Source organism: Pseudomonas vranovensis, from assembly GCF_040438935.1.
Taxonomy (GTDB): Bacteria; Pseudomonadota; Gammaproteobacteria; order Pseudomonadales; family Pseudomonadaceae; genus Aquipseudomonas; species Aquipseudomonas vranovensis.
Genome location: NZ_CP159259.1, coordinates 5,196,146 through 5,210,790, shown reverse-complemented (window position 1 = coordinate 5,210,790; position 14,645 = coordinate 5,196,146). Strand labels below are relative to the sequence as shown.

The following is a 14,645-nucleotide window of genomic DNA, read 5'->3' as shown; positions in this document are numbered from 1 at the left end:
TAGGAGCGGGCTGGCCCCGCGATGCATTTAAAGCGACTTCTCGAAAATCTTCGAATTACGCTGATAGTTGTACAGTGACGCCCGCGCCGCCGGCAGTCGCTCGACTCCGCTCGGCACAAACCCCCGCTCCCGGAACCAGTGCGCCGTACGCGTCGTCAGCACGAACAGCGTATTGAGCCCCATCTCCCGCGCCCGCGTCTCGATGCGTTCCAGCAACTCGTCACCGCGCCCGCCATGGCGGTACTCAGGGTTCACCGCCAGGCACGCCAGCTCTCCGGCCTCGGAGTCTGCAATCGGGTACAACGCCGCACAGGCGATGATCATGCCTTCGCGCTCAACCACGCTGAACTGCTCGATCTCGCGCTCCAGTACCTCGCGTGAACGACGCACCAGAATGCCCTGCTCTTCCAGCGGGCTGATCAGGTCGAGCAAACCACCGACATCCTCGATCGCCGCCTCGCGCACCTTCTCGAATTGCTCCTGGGCCACCAGGGTGCCGCCACCGTCACGGGTGAACAACTCGGTCAGCAAAGCGCCGTCTTCGGCGTAGCTGACGATGTGACTGCGCGCCACGCCGCCCCGGCAGGCTTCGGCCGCCGCATCGAGCAGCTCGCCCTGGTAGTCGCTGCCCAGGCGCTGCAAGTGCGCGGGTACCTGCTGCGGACGCAGTTCACGCACCAGCCGCCCCTGCTCGTCGAGCAAGCCACGCTCAGCTCCGAACAAAAGCAGCTTGTCGGCGCCCAGTTCGATGGCCGCACGGGTGGCGACATCCTCACAGGCCAGGTTGAAGATCTCGCCCGTGGGCGAGTAGCCCAATGGCGACAACAGCACGATCGAACGCTCGTCGAGCAGGCGGTTGATACCTTTGCGGTCAACCCGGCGCACTTCGCCGGTGTGGTGGTAATCCACCCCTTCGACAACGCCGATCGGCCGCGCGGTGACCAAGTTGCCTGCGGCTACCCGCAAGCGCGAACCCTGCATCGGCGAGGCAGCCATGTCCATCGACAGGCGCGCCTCGATAGCGATGCGCAGGTGCCCCACGGCGTCGATCACACATTCCAGGGTCGCGGCATCGGTGATGCGCATGCCGCGATGGTAGTGCGGGGTCAGGCCGCGGCTGGTCAGGCGGCTTTCGATCTGCGGACGCGAGCCATGCACCAGCACCAGGCGAACCCCCAGGCTGTGCAACAGGACCAGGTCGTGGACGATATTGCCGAAGTTGGGGTGCTCGACGCCGTCTCCGGGAAGCATGACCACAAAGGTGCAGTCGCGGTGGGCATTGATGTAAGGCGAAGCATGACGCAACCAATTGACGTATTCGGGCATAACCACAGAGCCTGTAGAGAGTGGAGACAAGTACGGGAAAGCACACAGCGCTCGAAGGGTTATCGTCGGAACAGGCTTGGCGTCACGCGCAATCTCCTTGGGAAAACGGCCGAACTCAGCGGGTAATGACCGGGCTCAGGCAGTAATGTTCGATCAATTCACGCAATAGACGCACGGTAGGCTGCAAGCGTGACATTTCAAGGTACTCACCCGGCTGGTGGGCACAGGCGATGTCGCCAGGGCCCAGCACCAGGGTTTCACACCCCAGGCGCTGAAGATAAGGCGCTTCGGTGCCGAAGGCTACCGCTTCGGCCCGATGACCGGTCAGACGTTCGGCTACCCGCACCAGCTCGGCATCGGCCGCCTGCTCGAACGGCGGCACCTCCGGGAACAGCGGCGCGTAATCGATCTTTACCTGATGCTGCTCGGCCAGCGGCACCAGCTTCTGCCGGATGGCGGCGCGCAGCGCTTGCGGGTCCATGCCCGGCAATGGCCGCAAGTCGAACTCCAGGGCACACTGGCCGCAGATCCGGTTGGGGTTGTCACCGCCATGGATACAACCGAAATTCATCGTCGGCTGCGGCACGCTGAACTGAGCGTTGTTGAATTCTTTCTGCCATTGCCGGCGCAGCTCCATCAGTTCGCCCATGACCTGGTGCATGGCCTCGAGCGCACTGTGGCCCAGGCTTGGGTCCGACGAATGGCCACTGCGGCCGAGAATATCGATGCGTTCCATCATTACGCCCTTGTGCAGGCGAATCGGCTTGAGCCCGGTCGGCTCGCCGATCACGGCAGCCCGGCCCAATGGCCGGCCTGCTTCAGCCAGGGCCCGGGCACCTGACATCGAGCTCTCTTCGTCGCACGTGGCGAGGATCAGTAGCGGCTGCTTGAAATCGTGAGCCAGCAGCGGTTGCACCGCCTCGATGATCAGGGCGAAGAAGCCCTTCATGTCGCAACTGCCAAGGCCGACCCAGCGCCCGTCTACCTCGGTCAGCTTCAGCGGATCGGTCTGCCACAGTTCAGGATCGTAAGGCACGGTATCGCTGTGCCCGGCCAGCACCAGCCCACCCGGACCGCTGCCGTAGGAGGCCAGCAAGTTGAACTTGCCCGGCGTAACCTGCTGGATATCGCAGGTAAAACCCAGGTCTCCCAGCCAGCCGGCCAGCAGGTCGATCACCGCACGGTTGGATTGATCCAGCGCAGCTTGGGTACAACTGACCGAGGGCGCGGCAATCAGCGCGGCGAACTGGTCTTTGAGCGATGGCAACGGCATGCGCATTCTCCACGGGGCTTGGCCCATCATAGGGCCATCGGGCACCGGGAATAAACCGCCACGAGCCGACTCCTGTACACTGCGCCCCACGACGCTCCCTGTCATTCGAGCCTGGATCACCAGCAATGCATAAAGAAACCGAAATCAAACTGCGGGTCAGCCGCGAGACCCTCGCCGCCTTGCGCGAGCACCCATTGCTGAAGAAGCGCAACAAGTCCGGCTGGCAGCAGCGCGAGCTGCTGAACCAGTACTTCGATACCCCGGAGCGTGACCTGGCCGCGGCCAAGGTTGCCCTGCGCCTGCGCCGCGACGGTGACGTGGTCATCCAGACCCTCAAGACCCGCGGCCAGAGCGTCGCCGGCCTGTCCCAGCGCAACGAGCACGAATGGGAGCTGCCCAAGGCCAAGCTGGACCTGAAGAAACTTGACGAGCAATGCTGGCCGGCTGAGCTGGCCGAAGTGGACAAAAAGACCATCAAGGCGCTGTTCACCACCGATTTCACCCGCGAATACGCGGAAATCGCCTGGGGCCGCGGCAAGGCCAAAGTGGTGATCGAAGCGGCCCTGGACCTGGGCACCGTAGTCGCCGGCAAGCAGAAGGAAGAAATCTGCGAGCTGGAACTGGAACTGCGCGAAGGCGAGCCAGAGGCGCTGCTGGAACTGGCCGCCGAGCTGTCCGCCACGCTGCCATTGTTCCCGTGTGATATCAGCAAGGCCGAGCGCGGCTATCGCCTGCTCGACCCGAGCAGCTACGCCCTGAGCCTGCCAGGCGCCGAGCTGAATGCCGAAATGACGCTGGACGACGCCTTCGCAGCCCTGGCCTGGCAACTGCTGGGCAGCAGCCAGCGCCTGGCCGAGCAGTATCGTTTTAATGGCCACTGGCGCCTGCTGCAGGACTGGGTCCAGTCCCTGTCCGAACTGCGCGCCCTGGCCAGCAGCCTGGGTCAGGCCGCACCGCGTGCGACTACCCGTGCCCTGCGTGCCAGCCTCGACGCGCTGCTGGAAGACTGGCGCCCACTGGTACTGGCCGGCAACGACGACGAAGATGTACGCCGTGCGGCGCCCGAGCAGTTCGCCGAAGAGTTGCTGGACACGCGCTGGGGCCAGTTCTCCCTGGAAACTTCGCGCTGGCTGCTGGCCCGCGGCTGGACCGTCGAGCGCAACAAGCGCGGCGACCGCCAAGGTGCGGCACAGCTGGCCAACTGGCTGAACGTGCTGCTGGCTGACGAAGCGAAGGACCTGCAACTGCCCCTGTACCATCGCCAACCTGAAGACCTGGCCGAGCAACTGCCACGTATCGAGCGCCTGCTGGCCTGGTTGCACCACGCCCGCCAGGTGCTGGAGAGCCCGGACCTGGACCGCCTGTTTGGTGAGCTGAACAAGCTGCACGAGCTGGCCAACCTGCCGATCAGCGACGAAGTGGAAGCTGATGTGCGCACCGAGGTCCTCGAAGCCCGTGCGGACCAAGCGATGGCTGTGTTCCAGAGCCGTGGCTGGAAGCACTTGCTGCGCAAGTAAGGCTCAGCGCAGCACCGGCAGACTCGTCGTGGACTTGATTTCGGACAAGGCCACGATCGAGTTGACCTCCTGGATCCCCGGCACCATCGACAACTTTTCGAAGAAGAAACGTTCGTAGGCTTCGATGTCCGGGGTGACAATACGCAACAGAAAGTCCACCGCGCCCATCAGCACATAACACTCCAGCACTTCGGGAAAACCGCGAATCGCCTCGGTGAACTCGGTAAAGTTGCTGCGGCCATGGGCGTTGAGTTTGACCTCGGCGAAAATCTGCGTGTTCAGGCCGATCTTCTTGCGATCGAGCAAGGTCACCTGGCCTCGAATCACCCCCTCCTCCTTCATCCGCTGAATGCGCCGCCAGCACGGCGACTGCGAGAGCCCCACCCGCTCGGCAATCTGCGCACTGGAAAGCGAGGCATCCTCCTGCAACAGGGCCAGGATGCGACGATCATAGGCGTCTAACTCACTCTGCATATTTTTTCCTCTTGATCGGCACCGGGCGAATTGATCAATTCGTAATTTCTGGATAGTTGCCGATCATAGAGAAAAATTTCCCGCACGCGCATGTAAAAATTTCCCCACTGACACCGGAGATTCCCATGAGCGCACTCGAACGTTTCGACAGCCCCCTCACACCGCTGCGTGAAGACGTCTGGGCCGCCAGCACTGCCCACAGCAACGTGCGCTACCACCTGCAGGTCGAGGCCGAGCCCGATAGCCTGTGCCGCGTACTGAACCTGTTCGCACTGCAGTTCCTCACCCCGCACAAAGTGCAGATGAAACAACAGGACGAACTGCTGGAGGTCGAGATCGACATCACCGGGCTGAGCTGGCACCGGGCTGAGCTCATTGCTCAAAAAATGCGCAATCTTATTTGCGTCGACGATGTCCGACTGCAGTCAGCGCATACCTTGTAATGCTTGAAGTCGCTTGCCGACCGCACTGATTGAATCGGTCGACTAATCTTGTCGTTGCCACCCCTTCAGGCAACGGCAAGGACGCCACATGCCCACTCCCCCTCAGGACCACTGGCTGAGCTTGGACAGCCTGCTGACCGACCTGCTCGACGCCCAGCTCATTACCCCTGCCGCCGCTCGACTATTGGCCACTCAAGGACTGGCCGAGGATGAACACCCGCTCGAACCGATCGCCCGCCAGCATCTGCCCGACCCACGCCGGGCCGGCCAACGCCTTGACCTCGACACCCTGTGCCAGTGGTTGGCAGAGCGCGCCTGCCAGCCCTATCTGTATATAGACCCCCTGCAACTTGACCTGAGCGCGACGGCTGAGCTGATGTCTGCCGCCTTTGCCCGACGCCACGCAATACTGGCCGTCGCTGTCGATGCCCACTGCGTCACGGTGGCCAGCGCGCAACCCTTCGTGCGGGCCTGGGAGGTGGATCTTGGCCAGGTGCTGCGCCGCCCGATCAAGCGCGTCCTGGCCAGCCCCGCGCAGATCCGCCAGTTCAGCCAGACGTTCTGCCAGCTTGCACGGTCGGTCAACGCGGCTAACAGCAACACGGCCCGGCGCGACAATGAAGAAACCCATATTGTCGCCATCGTCGACTGGCTTTTGCAGTACGCCTTCGACCAGCGCGCCAGCGATATCCACATCGAACCCCGACGCGATCACGGCCAGCTGCGGTTTCGCATCGACGGATTGCTGCACCCGATCTACCAGTTCCCCACCGACGTCACGCTGGCGGTCGTCAGTCGCCTGAAAACGCTGGGACGCATGAATGTCGCCGAAAAGCGGCGCCCACAGGACGGCAGGATCAAGACCCGGCTCACCGCCGGCAGCGAAGTCGAGCTGCGCTTGTCGACCCTGCCCACTCCCTTTGGTGAAAAACTGGTGCTGCGCCTCTTCGATCCGTTCCTGTTGCAGCAGGACTTTGCTCAATTGGGCCTGGACGGCGACGACCTGACACTGTGGCAGCGCGTGATTGGACAGCGGCACGGCCTGATCCTGGTAACCGGCCCCACGGGCTCTGGCAAGACCAGCACCCTTTACGCCACCCTCAAGTACCTGGCTACACCCGAGGTCAATCTGTGTACTGTCGAAGACCCGATCGAAATGGTTGAACCGACGTTCAATCAATTGCAGGTTCACCCGGCCATCGACCTGGGCTTTGCAGAAGGTGCCCGGGCCCTGCTGCGGCAAGATCCGGACATCATCATGATCGGCGAAATACGTGACCTGGAAACCGCCCAGGTGGCGTTCCAGGCTGCGCTCACCGGCCATCTGGTGCTTTCCACCCTGCACACCAACGACGCCTGCAGCGCCATCACCCGCCTGCTGGAGCTGGGTATCGCGCCCCACCTGATCAAGGCCGGGCTGATCGGGGTGATGGCGCAGCGGTTGGTGCGCACGCTCTGCCCTGCCTGCAAACAGCCGCTAGCCGCGCTCGAGGCTGGCTATCAGGCCAGGGGCTGTAACGAATGCCGGCAAACCGGCTATCACGGGCGTACGGGTATCCATGAAGTGCTGTGCGTCAGTGCCGCGTTCGGTCGCCGTATCGGCAATGATGCAGACCTGACAGCACTTCGTCGCCAGGCATGTGATGAGGGACTGCGCAGCCTGCACCAGAGCGGGGCACAAAAGGTGGCACTGGGCCTGACGTCAACGGCAGAAGTGCTACGGGTGGCGCCGGGGAACTAGAGCAAGGGGATTCGATCCAAGCGCTCAGTTCAACTCAGCTGGAGTCACCCGCAATGCGTGTCAAATTTGCAGTCGCAACCCTTGCCCTGCTGTCCCTGCCTGTCGGTTCGGCCATGGCCGATACGTTCTGGCGCAATGTCATTTCCTCAGGCGCAACCACCGGCTCCACCTACCTGACCTTCAAGGACCACAAGCTGGTTGTTGCCGCCCAGGACGATGCCGGTAGTTTTGTTGCCAGCGAAGGCAATATCTGTGGCCCCTACCTGGAAGCGGCGATGCAGAAAGTACGGGCCGACAACCCAGGCCTGGACGCGAGCGACATGGAACTGGCCAATGCAATTCTGGCCAAGAATGCCGTAAGCGAATAAAAGACGTCGCGGAGCAAGCCCGCTCCTGCAGGCACATACAAAACCTGTGGGACCTGGCTTGCCAGCGATGAGACCCGTGCTGACCTACGACCGCTGTGCGGTCGATCGCCGGCAAGTCCGGCCACACATATGTCCCAGTGGGCCTGCGGGAGCGATCAACGATAGTCCTCCACCGGCACACACGCACAGAACAAGTTCCGGTCACCAAACACGTTGTCGACCCGGTTCACCGCCGGCCAGTATTTGTGCAAGCGCACGTGGTTGCTGGGCGCAATACCCTGGGCGATGCTATACGGACGCTCCCATACCCCCAGTACATCCGCCAGAGTATGCGGCGCATGCTTGAGCGGATTGTCTTCTGCCGGCCAGCCGCCGTCCTGCACTTCACGAATTTCTGCACGAATGCAAAGCATTGCTTCGACAAAGCGATCCAGTTCGGCCTTCGACTCGCTTTCGGTCGGCTCGACCATCAAGGTGCCCGGCACCGGAAACGACATGGTCGGTGCATGAAAGCCGTAGTCCATCAGCCGCTTTGCCACATCCTCCTCGGTAATTCCGGTCAGCGCCTTCAACGGTCGCAGATCGAGGATGCACTCATGGGCCACTCGCGCGTTGCGCCCGCGGTACAGCACCGGGAAAGCCCCGCCCAACTGCTCTGCCAGGTAATTGGCCGAAAGAATCGCCACCTCGCTGGCATCCGCCAGTTGCGGGCCCATCATGGCGATATACATCCAGCTGATCGGCAGAATGCTCGCACTACCCCAGGGGGCGGCACTGACGGCAGTGTTCTGTGGATCGGGACCGGGAACCGGGACTACCGGATGGCTGGCCACGAACGGTGCCAGGTGTGCCCGCACCCCGATCGGCCCCATGCCCGGTCCACCACCGCCGTGAGGAATGCAAAAGGTCTTGTGCAGGTTCATGTGTGACACATCGGCGCCGATATCGGCGGGTCGGGTCAACCCCACCTGAGCATTGAGGTTGGCCCCGTCCATGTACACCTGGCCACCCTGCTTGTGGATAACCTCGCAGATTTCACTGATGCCCTCCTCATACACCCCGTGGGTCGACGGATAGGTCGCCATCAAACACGACAGGCGCTCGCCGGCCGCCTGCGCCTTGGCCTTGAGGTCGGCCAGGTCGACGTTACCTGCTTCGTCGCACTCGACGATCACCACCTGCATGCCCGCCATCTGCGCCGAAGCCGGGTTGGTGCCGTGGGCCGACGAGGGAATCAGGCAGATATCGCGCTGGGGCTGGTGACGACTGCGGTGATACTTGGCGATGGCCATCAGCCCGGCGTACTCGCCCTGGGCGCCGGAGTTGGGCTGCATGCAAATGGCATCGAAGCCGGTGATCGCACACAGCCAGGCCTCAAGCTCATCGATCATGGCTTTGTAGCCCTGCGCCTGTGCCGCAGGGGCAAAGGGATGCACGTGGGCAAAGCCTGGCCAGGTAATCGGGATCATCTCGCTGCTGGCGTTGAGTTTCATGGTGCAGGAGCCCAGTGGAATCATCGACTGGTTCAGCGCCAGGTCCTTGTTCTCCAACTGTTTGAGATAACGCAGCATCTCGGTTTCGCTGTGATGCAGATTGAACACTGGATGGGTCAGGAACGCGGAGCGGCGCACCAGCGCGGCGGGAATGCCCTCGGGCAATGCCAGGGCATCGAGGCTGGCGATATCCAGGCCGTGGTCTGCGCCCAGGAAAATATCGAACAGGCGCAGCACGGTGGCTTCATCGCAGGTTTCGTCGAGGCTGACACCCAGGTGACCGCGCCCGAGTATGCGCAAGTTGATCTGCGCCGCCTCGGCGCTTTCGATGATCGCTGTCTGGCTGCCACCGACGTCCAGGGTCAAGGTGTCGAAGAAGTGTTCGTTGACGCGCTTGATACCCTTGCTCTCAAGGCCTGCAGCCAGGATGAAGGTCAATGCATGCACCCGCTGGGCAATGCGCAGCAAGCCCTCCGGGCCGTGATAGACCGCATAGAACGCGGCAATGTTGGCCAGCAGCACTTGCGCGGTACAGATGTTGGAATTGGCCTTCTCGCGGCGGATATGCTGCTCGCGCGTTTGCAGCGCCATACGCAGCGCCACGTTGCCCCGGGCATCCTTGGAGACGCCGATGATGCGTCCGGGCATGGCCCGCTTGAACTCATCGCGACAGGCAAAGTAGGCCGCGTGGGGCCCACCAAAGCCCATGGGAACACCAAAGCGTTGCGATGACCCCAACACCACATCGGCGCCCTGCTCGCCCGGTGGGCTCAACATCAGCAGGCTCAACACGTCGGCGGCCACGCAGGCCAGGGCCTGCTGTTTGTGCAGTTGCTCCACCAGCGGGCGCAGGTCGCGGATCTCGCCGTGGGTATCGGGGTACTGCAGCAACGCCCCGAACACCTGGTAGTTGCCGAGGTTATCCACGGAATCGACGACCAGCTCGAAGCCAAAACCCTCGGCGCGGGTCTGCAACACCGAAAGTGTTTGCGGGTGGCAATGTTCATCGGCAAAGAACACATTGCTTTTCGACTTGGCCATGCGCTTGGCCAGGGCCATGGCTTCGGCGGCGGCTGTTGCCTCATCGAGCAAGGAGGCATTGGCCAGGTCGAGCCCCGTGAGGTCGATGATCATTTGCTGAAAATTCAGCAAGGCTTCCAGACGACCCTGGGCAATTTCCGGTTGGTAAGGCGTGTAGGCGGTGTACCAGCCCGGGTTCTCAAGGACGTTGCGCAGAATGACGGTCGGCGTGATCGTGCCGTGGTAGCCCATGCCGATCAGGCTGGTCCACACCTGGTTCTGTTCGGCGTAGCCCCTGAGCTTGTTCAGGGCGGCCTGTTCATCCAGGGCGGCAGGCAGGTCCAGCGCTCGATTCAGGCGAATACCCGGCGGGACGGTCTGCTCGATCAGTTCGCGACGGCTGCCCAGGCCAAGAGCCTCGAGCATGGCCTGCTGCTCCGGGGCATCGGGGCCCAGGTGGCGACGCAGGAAAGGATTGGGGTCGTGCAGTTGGCTCAGGGACGGCGACTGGGACATAGCGGCTCTCTCTTCCTAGACCAAGCCCCGACCAGTCGAGGCATATTGAGTCTAGGAAGAGATTGCCGCTTTGTGTGAAAACTATTCGCCGATGGCAGCTTTGTAGCCGGCGGCGTCGAGCAGTTTGTCCAGTTCGGCCTTGTCGCTCGGCTTGAGCTTGAAGATCCAGCTGGCATAGGGGTCGCTGTTCAGCGACTCGGGGCTGTCGGCCAGCGCCTCGTTCACCGCGATCACTTCGCCGCTGACCGGCGCGTAGATATCCGAGGCTGCCTTGACCGACTCGACCACGCCGGCTGCATCCCCTGCGGCGAACACCTTGCCGATTTCCGCCAGTTCGACGAACACCACGTCACCCAGGGCTTCCTGGGCGTGGTCGCTGATGCCGACGGTCACGCTGCCATCGGCTTCCAGCTTGGCCCACTCGTGGCTCTCGGCAAAACGCAGGTCGGCGGGGATATTGCTCATCTTGTTGTCCTCGATAGGGTCAGCGGTAAGCCCGCCAGAATAGGTTCAGATCAGAATCTTGCCATGGCGCACGAAGGTCGGCTTGACCACCCGCACCGGGTACCACTTGCCGCGAATTTCCACCTCGGCACGATCGGCGGTTGCCATCGGCACCCGCGCCAGCGCGATCGATTTGCTCAGCGTAGGGGAGAAACTACCACTGGTGATCTCTCCTTCGCCAATACCGTTCACGCGCACCACTTGATGGGCACGCAGTACGCCACGCTCCTCGAGCACCAGGCCGACGAGTTTCTGCTCGACGCCGTGCTCGATTTCCGCCAGTAAACCATTGCGGCCAATGAAGTCACGACCGGCCGGCTTCCAGGCGATGCTCCAGCCAAGGTTGGAGGTCAGGGGGGTATGGGCCTGGTCAATGTCCTGGCCGTACAGGTTCATGCCCGCTTCGAGACGCAAGGTATCGCGCGCGCCCAGGCCGCTGGGGGCAATGCCCGCGCCCACCAGGTCGTTGAAGAACGCCGGCGCCTGCAAGGCGGGCAGGATTATTTCCAGGCCATCTTCACCGGTGTAGCCGGTGCGAGCGACAAACCAGTCACCTTCGGCACGACCTTCAAAGGGCTTGAGATCGCGGATCAGCGCGGAGCGCGCCGCGCTGACCAGTTCAGCGACCCTGGTCCTGGCTTCGGGCCCCTGGATAGCAAGAATGGCCAGCTCCGGACGCTCATGCAGCTCGACCTCGTAGCTGCCTTTGCAGGCATTGAGCCAAGCCATGTCCTGGTCGCGGGTCGAGGCGTTGACCACCAGGCGATAACCGTCATCGCAGCGGTAGACAATCATGTCATCGATCACAAAGCCTTGTTCGTCGAGCATGGTGCTGTACAGGGCTTTGCCAGGTTCGTTCAGACGACCGACATCGTTGGCCAGCAGGTGCTGCAACCAGACTTCGGCCTGCGCGCCTTGAACATCGATCACGGTCATATGGGAGACATCGAACACCCCACAGTCACGGCGCACCTGATGGTGCTCCTCGACTTGCGAGCCATAATGCAGGGGCATGTCCCAACCGCCAAAATCGACCATCTTGGCGCCTAGCGCCAAGTGCAGGTCATAAAGAGGCGTACGCTGTCCCATGGGTTTCTCCTTCCGGGCGTGGCGAAGCTAGCGGCTGAAGGCAGCATTGCAGCTACCTGGTCTGTAGGACCGACCGCAGCGAATGCCGCGCATTGTAGCTGCAAGCTGGAAGGCTTACACCCTTCAGCGCGTTTGACCGATGTGCCTGGCTGAACGTCGAATCAGACCGATGACCGGCAACAGACCGACCAGGATCAGCGTCAGGGCAGGCAGCGAAGCCCGCGCCCACTCGCCTTCGCTGGTCATTTCAAACACACGCACCGCCAGGGTATCCCAGCCGAACGGGCGCATCAGCAAAGTCGCGGGCATTTCCTTCAGCACATCGACGAACACCAGCAAGGCTGCACTCAAGGCCCCGGGTACCAGCAACGGCAGATACACCTTGAAAAACAATCTTGGACCACTGACACCAAGGCTGCGGGAAGCCTCGGGCAGCGACGGCCTGATCCGGTCCAGGCTGTTTTCCAGCGGGCCGTAGGCGACAGCAATGAAGCGCACCAGGTAGGCCAGCAACAGCGCGAACAGACTCCCCAGCAGCAATGGCCTGCCTGCGCCGCCCAGCCAATTCGAGAGCGGGACGACCAAGTGGTTGTCGAGGTAGCTGAACGCCAACATGATCGACACAGCCAGTACCGAGCCTGGCAGCGCATACCCGAGGTTGGCCAGGCCGACACCGGCGCCGATGGCCGTGGTCGGCGCCTGGCGCCGGGCAAAGGCCAGCACCAGCGCCACACACACGGTGATCAACGCCGCCATCGCCCCCAGGTAGAGGGTATGCAGGATCAGGGCGGCATACCGCTCATCCAGGTCAAACCGCCCCCGCTGCCAGAACCACACCAGCAACTGGATGACCGGAATGACAAACGCGCAGGCGAACACCAGCAAGCACCAGCCACTGGCAGCCAGCGCCTTGACACCACGCAGGTGGTACAACGCCTTGCCCCTTGGCCGCTCATTACTGCCACGCACCGCGCCACGCGCGCGACGCTCGCCATACAGCACCAGCATCACCACCAACAGCAACAGACTGGCAAGTTGAGCCGCACTGGAAAGGCTGAAGAAGCCATACCAGGTCTTGTAGATCGCGGTGGTGAAGGTGTCGAAGTTGAACACCGAGACGGCGCCGAAATCCGCCAGCGTCTCCATCAACGCCAAGGCAACACCCGCACCGATGGCAGGGCGGGCCATGGGCATTGCCACCCGCCAGAACGCCTGCAAGGGCGAGTGCCCCAGCACCCGCGCCGCCTCCATCAAGCCTTTACCCTGGGCCATGAACGCGGTGCGTGCCAGCAAGTAGACGTAGGGGTAGAACACCAGCACCAGGACAATGATCACCCCACCGGTGGAGCGCACCCGTGGCAAGCGCATGGGGCCGAACCACTCGCGCATCAGGGTCTGCACCGGTCCGGCAAAATCCAGCAGTCCGACAAAAACGAACGCCAGCACGTACGCAGGGATGGCAAACGGCAGCATCAGCGCCCAGTCCAACCAGCGTCTCCCGGGGAATTCGCAGAGGCTGGTGAGCCAGGCCAGGCTCACGCCGAGCACGGTAACGCCCATGCCCACACCGACAATCAGGGTCAGGGTGTTGCCCAACAGGCGGCTCATCTGGGTGTCCAGCAGGTGCGACCAGATCTGCATGTCGACCGACTGCCAGGACAACAGCAGCACGCTCAGGGGCAGCAGCACCAGGGCAGCAATGACAAAAACCAGGGGATACCAGCGACGTTGGGCGGGGTGAGCCAAAACAAAAATCTCGGTTGTAGGAGCGGGCTTGCCCCGCGATCCCATCAGGCGGCACAAGGCCGCTCCTGCAGATGCAGGAGCGGCCTCATGAAGGATAAAGCCTTGCGCTTAGTTCCAGCCAGCCCGATCCATCAAGCGAATCGCTTCAGCCTGGCGCTTGCCAGCGATTTCCACCGGAATGGAGTCGGCCTTGAACGAACCCCAGGCGGCAACTTCTTCCGAGGGCTTCACTTTCGGATTGGCCGGGAATTCCTGGTTCACATCGGCGAAAAGCTTCTGGGCTTCTTCACCGGTCATCCACTCCACCAGCTTCTTGGCGGCTTCCGGATGCGGGGCGTACTTGGTCAGGCCGATACCCGAGAGGTTTACGTGGACACCGCGGTCAGCCTGGTTGGGCCAGAACAGCTTGACCGCCAGCTTCGGGTCTTGTTTGTGCAGGCGACCGTAGTAGTAGGTGTTGACGATACCGACATCGCACTGGCCGGCATTGATGGCCTGCAACAGCGCGGTATCGTCGGAGAACACATCGGTGGACAGGTTGTTGACCCAGCCCTTGATGATTTCCTCGGTTTTCTTCTCACCGTGGGTTTCGATCAGGGTGGCAGTCAACGACTGGTTGTAGACCTTCTTCGCCGTACGCAGGCACAGGCGACCTTCCCAGTTCTTGTCGGCCAGGGCTTCATAGGTGCTCAGCTCTTCTGGCTTGACCCGTTCGGTGGAGTAGGCGATGGTCCGGGCGCGCAGGCTCAGGCCGGTCCAGTCGTGGGACGAGGCACGGTACTGCTTGGGAATGTTGGCGTCGATAACATCGGACTTGATCGGCTGCAGAATGCCCATCTGCTCGGCCTGCCAGAGGTTGCCGGCGTCGACGGTGAGCAGCAGGTCGGCTGTGGCATTCTGGCCTTCAGCCTTGATGCGCTGCATCAGCGGCGCTTCCTTGTCGGTGATGAACTTCACCTTCACGCCCGTCTTGGCGGTGTAGGCATCGAACACCGGCTTGATCAACTCGTCGATGCGCGAGGAATACACCACCACCTCGTCTGCCGCCTGGGCAGTGCCGCCCAACAGGGTCAGAGCCAGGGCGGCCAATACGTGCTTGCGTGGCAACATGGTGCAGTCCTCGGAGATAAATAGA

12 protein-coding genes are annotated in these 14,645 nt (G+C 62.4%); 4 read left to right on the top strand and 8 right to left on the bottom strand.

Annotated features, from left to right (window positions below):
• Positions 1 to 27 precede the first annotated feature (27 nt).
• Positions 28 to 1,326: an amino-acid N-acetyltransferase gene (gene argA, locus ABVN19_RS24080; RefSeq protein ID WP_028942351.1), complete on the bottom strand. Its 1,299-nt coding sequence runs from the start codon at positions 1,324 to 1,326 to the stop codon at positions 28 to 30.
• Between the two features lie 115 nt (positions 1,327 to 1,441).
• Positions 1,442 to 2,599, bottom strand: coding sequence for an acetylornithine deacetylase (argE, locus tag ABVN19_RS24075; protein ID WP_028942352.1), 1,158 nt, complete (start codon positions 2,597 to 2,599; stop codon positions 1,442 to 1,444).
• A gap of 125 nt (positions 2,600 to 2,724) precedes the next feature.
• Between argE and ABVN19_RS24070 the strand changes: the two genes are divergently transcribed.
• Entirely contained in the window at positions 2,725 to 4,116 is a 1,392-nt protein-coding gene (locus ABVN19_RS24070) for a CYTH domain-containing protein (protein ID WP_028942353.1), read from the top strand.
• 3 nt (positions 4,117 to 4,119) lie between these two features.
• Here the strand turns inward: ABVN19_RS24070 and ABVN19_RS24065 are convergent, their stop codons facing one another.
• Positions 4,120 to 4,590 (bottom strand): Lrp/AsnC family transcriptional regulator, encoded by a 471-nt coding sequence (locus tag ABVN19_RS24065; RefSeq protein WP_028942354.1) that lies wholly within the window; start codon positions 4,588 to 4,590, stop codon positions 4,120 to 4,122.
• A gap of 125 nt (positions 4,591 to 4,715) precedes the next feature.
• On the opposite strand from ABVN19_RS24065, the gene ABVN19_RS24060 reads away from it, so the two are divergent.
• The 3 genes from ABVN19_RS24060 to ABVN19_RS24050 all read left to right on the top strand — a co-directional run bounded on the left by ABVN19_RS24060 (position 4,716) and on the right by ABVN19_RS24050 (position 7,142).
• Complete coding sequence (locus tag ABVN19_RS24060) at positions 4,716 to 5,033, top strand: hypothetical protein (protein WP_051270455.1); 318 nt, start codon at positions 4,716 to 4,718, stop codon at positions 5,031 to 5,033.
• A gap of 88 nt (positions 5,034 to 5,121) precedes the next feature.
• Positions 5,122 to 6,774 (top strand): GspE/PulE family protein, encoded by a 1,653-nt coding sequence (locus ABVN19_RS24055; protein WP_353632777.1) that lies wholly within the window; start codon positions 5,122 to 5,124, stop codon positions 6,772 to 6,774.
• 53 nt (positions 6,775 to 6,827) lie between these two features.
• Positions 6,828 to 7,142 (top strand): DUF2388 domain-containing protein, encoded by a 315-nt coding sequence (locus ABVN19_RS24050; RefSeq protein WP_105641401.1) that lies wholly within the window; start codon positions 6,828 to 6,830, stop codon positions 7,140 to 7,142.
• A gap of 155 nt (positions 7,143 to 7,297) precedes the next feature.
• Here the strand turns inward: ABVN19_RS24050 and gcvP are convergent, their stop codons facing one another.
• The 5 genes from gcvP to ABVN19_RS24025 all read right to left on the bottom strand — a co-directional run bounded on the left by gcvP (position 7,298) and on the right by ABVN19_RS24025 (position 14,620).
• The gene (gene gcvP, locus ABVN19_RS24045; RefSeq protein WP_028942358.1) at positions 7,298 to 10,171 is read right to left on the bottom strand and encodes an aminomethyl-transferring glycine dehydrogenase; all 2,874 of its coding nucleotides are present in this window, start codon (positions 10,169 to 10,171) and stop codon (positions 7,298 to 7,300) included.
• Positions 10,172 to 10,252: 81 nt separating this feature from the next.
• The gene (gene gcvH, locus ABVN19_RS24040; RefSeq protein WP_028942359.1) at positions 10,253 to 10,636 is read right to left on the bottom strand and encodes a glycine cleavage system protein GcvH; all 384 of its coding nucleotides are present in this window, start codon (positions 10,634 to 10,636) and stop codon (positions 10,253 to 10,255) included.
• 45 nt (positions 10,637 to 10,681) lie between these two features.
• A complete protein-coding gene (gene gcvT, locus ABVN19_RS24035) occupies positions 10,682 to 11,764 on the bottom strand; it encodes a glycine cleavage system aminomethyltransferase GcvT (RefSeq protein WP_353632776.1) in 1,083 nt (360 codons plus the stop codon).
• 123 nt (positions 11,765 to 11,887) lie between these two features.
• Positions 11,888 to 13,510, bottom strand: a complete 1,623-nt coding sequence (locus tag ABVN19_RS24030) for an iron ABC transporter permease (protein WP_028942361.1) — start codon at positions 13,508 to 13,510, stop codon at positions 11,888 to 11,890.
• A gap of 108 nt (positions 13,511 to 13,618) precedes the next feature.
• Complete coding sequence (locus tag ABVN19_RS24025) at positions 13,619 to 14,620, bottom strand: extracellular solute-binding protein (RefSeq protein WP_028942362.1); 1,002 nt, start codon at positions 14,618 to 14,620, stop codon at positions 13,619 to 13,621.
• Positions 14,621 to 14,645: the final 25 nt, after the last annotated feature.

Excerpts from the sequence above, each read along its gene's own strand:
- argA (WP_028942351.1), bottom strand. The coding sequence starts at position 1,326 with ATGCCCGAATACGTCAATTGGTTGCGTCATGCTTCGCCTTACATCAAT.
- argE (WP_028942352.1), bottom strand. The coding sequence starts at position 2,599 with ATGCCGTTGCCATCGCTCAAAGACCAGTTCGCCGCGCTGATTGCCGCG.
- ABVN19_RS24070 (WP_028942353.1), top strand. The coding sequence starts at position 2,725 with ATGCATAAAGAAACCGAAATCAAACTGCGGGTCAGCCGCGAGACCCTC.
- ABVN19_RS24065 (WP_028942354.1), bottom strand. The coding sequence starts at position 4,590 with ATGCAGAGTGAGTTAGACGCCTATGATCGTCGCATCCTGGCCCTGTTG.
- ABVN19_RS24060 (WP_051270455.1), top strand. The coding sequence starts at position 4,716 with ATGAGCGCACTCGAACGTTTCGACAGCCCCCTCACACCGCTGCGTGAA.
- ABVN19_RS24055 (WP_353632777.1), top strand. The coding sequence starts at position 5,122 with ATGCCCACTCCCCCTCAGGACCACTGGCTGAGCTTGGACAGCCTGCTG.
- ABVN19_RS24050 (WP_105641401.1), top strand. The coding sequence starts at position 6,828 with ATGCGTGTCAAATTTGCAGTCGCAACCCTTGCCCTGCTGTCCCTGCCT.
- gcvP (WP_028942358.1), bottom strand. The coding sequence starts at position 10,171 with ATGTCCCAGTCGCCGTCCCTGAGCCAACTGCACGACCCCAATCCTTTC.
- gcvH (WP_028942359.1), bottom strand. The coding sequence starts at position 10,636 with ATGAGCAATATCCCCGCCGACCTGCGTTTTGCCGAGAGCCACGAGTGG.
- gcvT (WP_353632776.1), bottom strand. The coding sequence starts at position 11,764 with ATGGGACAGCGTACGCCTCTTTATGACCTGCACTTGGCGCTAGGCGCC.
- ABVN19_RS24025 (WP_028942362.1), bottom strand. The coding sequence starts at position 14,620 with ATGTTGCCACGCAAGCACGTATTGGCCGCCCTGGCTCTGACCCTGTTG.